This window comes from Halorubrum sp. AD140 (assembly GCF_034497445.1).
In the GTDB taxonomy this organism is placed as follows: domain Archaea; phylum Halobacteriota; class Halobacteria; order Halobacteriales; family Haloferacaceae; genus Halorubrum.
The window spans coordinates 1-3,066 of the sequence record NZ_JAXRUU010000120.1; the positions used below are offsets into that span (position 1 = coordinate 1).

The 3,066-nt window shown below is 73.5% G+C and carries 4 protein-coding genes and 2 pseudogenes; all 6 read left to right on the top strand.

The window, feature by feature from the left end:
* Positions 1 to 348 (top strand): annotated as a pseudogene (locus U4E84_RS16415) (AAA family ATPase); the annotation flags it as partial.
* Positions 349 to 699 (top strand): hypothetical protein, encoded by a 351-nt coding sequence (locus U4E84_RS16420; RefSeq protein WP_322533188.1) that lies wholly within the window; start codon positions 349 to 351, stop codon positions 697 to 699.
* Between the two features lie 51 nt (positions 700 to 750).
* Positions 751 to 1,089, top strand: coding sequence for a hypothetical protein (locus U4E84_RS16425; RefSeq protein ID WP_322533189.1), 339 nt, complete (start codon positions 751 to 753; stop codon positions 1,087 to 1,089).
* Entirely contained in the window at positions 1,086 to 1,907 is an 822-nt protein-coding gene (locus U4E84_RS16430; RefSeq protein ID WP_322533190.1) for a hypothetical protein, read from the top strand. Before U4E84_RS16425 ends, U4E84_RS16430 begins: the two co-directional genes overlap by 4 nt.
* A 47-nt stretch (positions 1,908 to 1,954) precedes the next feature.
* Positions 1,955 to 2,719, top strand: a complete 765-nt coding sequence (locus tag U4E84_RS16435) for a hypothetical protein (protein WP_322533191.1) — start codon at positions 1,955 to 1,957, stop codon at positions 2,717 to 2,719.
* A pseudogene (locus U4E84_RS16440) lies at positions 2,716 to 3,066 on the top strand (chromosome partitioning protein ParA); the annotation flags it as partial. The gene U4E84_RS16435 and the pseudogene U4E84_RS16440, both read left to right, overlap by 4 nt.

Sequence of the window (3,066 nt, forward strand, 5' to 3'; positions counted from 1 at the left end):
GCCCGGGTCCGGCTCTCGGACACCGTCGATCGCGAGGACGCCGACCGCGCGACCGACATCGTCGAGTCGTGCCTGAAGGACATCGGCGTGGACCCCGAGACGGGCCAGTTCGACGCCGACGTCGTCGAGACGGGCACCTCCAAGAGCCAGCGCGACCGCATCAAGAACATCAAGGGACTCATCTCGGAGATCGAAGACGAGTACGAGGAGGGCGCGCCCGTCGAGGAGGTGCTCGACCGCGCCGGCGAGATCGGCATGGACCCCGGGAAGGCGGAGGGAGAGATCGAGAAGCTCCGCACGAAAGGCGAGGTGTACGAGCCGAAGCAGGGGCACCTCCGGACGACGTAGATGGACCGAATCTCCGCCATCCGGAACGTCGAAGACGCGCTTCGTGCCTTCGAGAGCGGCGAGGCCGACCTCGCCGACACGGAGCGGCGGGTGGCCGCGGTGCTGCGGACCTACGCGACGGAGTTCGACGGCGACGACGAGGTGTTCCGCGCGACCGGCGAGGAACCGGTCGACGGTCGGATCGTCGTGGCGCCCTCGGCGCCGGCCGCGCGGGAGCGCGTGCTCGCGCTCTCGGGGATCGATCCGTCCCAGGACCGCGAACGCGACGCGGCGAGCGACCCGAACAACTCCGACGATCTGACAGGCTCCGAAAACGACGCGGTCCCGGAGTTCGAGGTCGAACGAGTCTAGCGGTCGGAGTAGTTCGGAACCGATAAGTTCGATTATCCATCACCCGCGTTCGTGCTGCTGATCGTGACGTATTCGGAGGCGGCACGCACCGGCCTCCGGAACCTGTGTCGACGCCACGAGGAACCCATCGTGCGGCGGTTCGGCCGCGCGGCGCTGCTGGAGGCGACGGAGTACGCCGCGTTTCTCGCCGTGCGGCTCCGAGAGTCGCACGGCGGCGACGTCCAGATCGAGCGGACGGAGCCCTTCAACGAGTTCTCCGCCCTCGACGAGCGAGTCCGCGAGGCGGCCGCCGCGTACGCGAACCGCGACGAGAAGGCGACGCCGTACGCCGCGTTCGCCGCCGGCACCGACCATCCGAGTCCGGAGACGATGCGGGGCGAAGAGCTGTGACCGACGCGTCCGGACCGGCCGGCAGCGAGCGTGAGGGCGGTCCTGAGAGCGACGGCGCCGACCGGGACGAAATCCCTGCCGCCGATCCGATCCCCCGGCCGGCGGACGTGCTCGGCCGGGTGCCGACCGGGACGAGCCGCCGTCGAGAGCTCGCGGCGGCGGCCAGATCGCTCGGGATCGAATCGTCGGTCAGAGACGAGCTGGTCGAGCTTCACGAGGAGATCGATCGGATCGAGGTCGATCCGGTCGATCTCGCGCCGGCTCGGCGTCGAGTTGCCGCCGCGAACGGCGCCGAGGAGCGGCTGAAAGAGCGGGTCGCGGCGCTCCGTGGCGAGGTTCGGGCGCGTCGGGACGTGGCGGCCGACGCCGACGCGGCGCTCGCCGACCTCGAGGAGGCCGCGGCGGAGCTGGCGAGCGTGCAGACGGAGCGGATCGCGGCCGAACAGGCGCTCGAACGCGCTCGCGAGCGAGCCGCCGCCGCCCGCGACGCGCGCGAGCGCCGGCTCGGGCTCGCGGACCGGCTCCGGAACCGCCAACGGGAGGCCAGACGAGAGCTCGCGGCCGCGGTGTATCCCTCGTTCCGCGACGCGCTCGGCTCCGTGCCGGGGGGCGACCCCGCTCGGGCCGGGTCGCGGCCGTCGGCCTACGACGGGGCGCCGCTCGCCGCGTCGCTCGCCGCGGTCAGGATCGCCGACCTCGACGGGCCGGTGTGTCTGGGCGCCGACGCCGCCCGCCGGTTCTCCGAGCGCGATTGGACGGCGCCCGAGGCGGCGCTCGGCGTCGAGGTCGTTCTCCCGGACGCGACGCCGGATCGATAGCGAGAGCCTCGACGTGATTTTAAGTACGATTCGGCGGCAACCGGCGTATGGACCTCTCGTGGACCGTCGACGAGATAGCGGGTGCGTCGCTGGTGCGCTGTCTGGTACACAACGACGACGCGGTGAGCCGCCGGATGCGGATCGAGGGCCGGTTCGACGCCCCGGTGCTCCCGCCGCGGCGGGCCGGCGTGCCGGAGCCGGGATGGGACGCGACCGGAGTGACGCTTCGGCTCGATCCGGACGAGCGACGGGGCGTCGGGTTCGCAGTGCCGGCGCCGCCGGTGGAGCCCCCGGTGCGGGTCGTCGACGGCGGAGACGCTGGAGACGGCGGGCCGGCGTTCGGAGCTGCGTCGGCGGATCGGAGCGAGAGCGGTCCATCGGGCGCGGCTGACGCGCTCTGGATGCTCGCGGACCACCGGCCGCCGCGAGCGGCGGTCGAGGGCGGGGAGATGGGGATCGGCGACGGCTCTCTCGACGACGACCCGGACGCTCACGCAGACGACCCGGACGCCGTCACCGACGGCGGAGACGAGTGCGACGCGGACGAGACGCCGCCCGTGAACGCGATCGACGACTGGTTCGCCGCCGTCGAGTCGCGACTCGACCCGGCGGAGCGGCTGACCGACGCCGACGTGGAGACGGCGACGGAACTGGTCGCGGAGGCCGGCGGCGTCGACGCTCTCGCCGACCTCGACGAACGCGTCGCGGCCGACGCGAAGCGGCTGCGGGCGGTGGGCGAACGCGCGTCGGCCCTCGCGGAGCGCGCGGAGGCGACCGACGCGCCGATCGCGGCGCTGGAGCGGCTCGCGTGATCCTCGCGGTCGCCGGCGGCAAAGGCGGCGTCGGAAAGACGACGCTCGCGTACAACGTCGCGGCCGCGCTCGACGCCGTCGTCGTCGACGCGGACCTCGGCATGGCCGATCTCCCCGGCGGGCGCGGCCCCGACCTCCACGACGTGCTCGCGGGCGCCGCCGACCCGACGGAGACGCTCCGGACCGGTCCGGTGGACATCGTTCCCTGCGGACGGACGTTCGCCGGTGCGCGCGCCTGCGACCTGTCGGCGCTGGAGGGCGCGGTGGCGTCGATCGAGCGGGAGCGCGGCGCCGTCGTCCTCGACTGTCCGGCCGGCCGGCGCGCGGACGCCGGCGTCCCGCTCGCC

Bases quoted from the DNA above. Each gene is read 5' to 3' on its own strand.
- U4E84_RS16420 (WP_322533188.1), top strand. From the start codon at position 349: ATGGACCGAATCTCCGCCATCCGGAACGTCGAAGACGCGCTTCGTGCC.
- U4E84_RS16435 (WP_322533191.1), top strand. From the start codon at position 1,955: ATGGACCTCTCGTGGACCGTCGACGAGATAGCGGGTGCGTCGCTGGTG.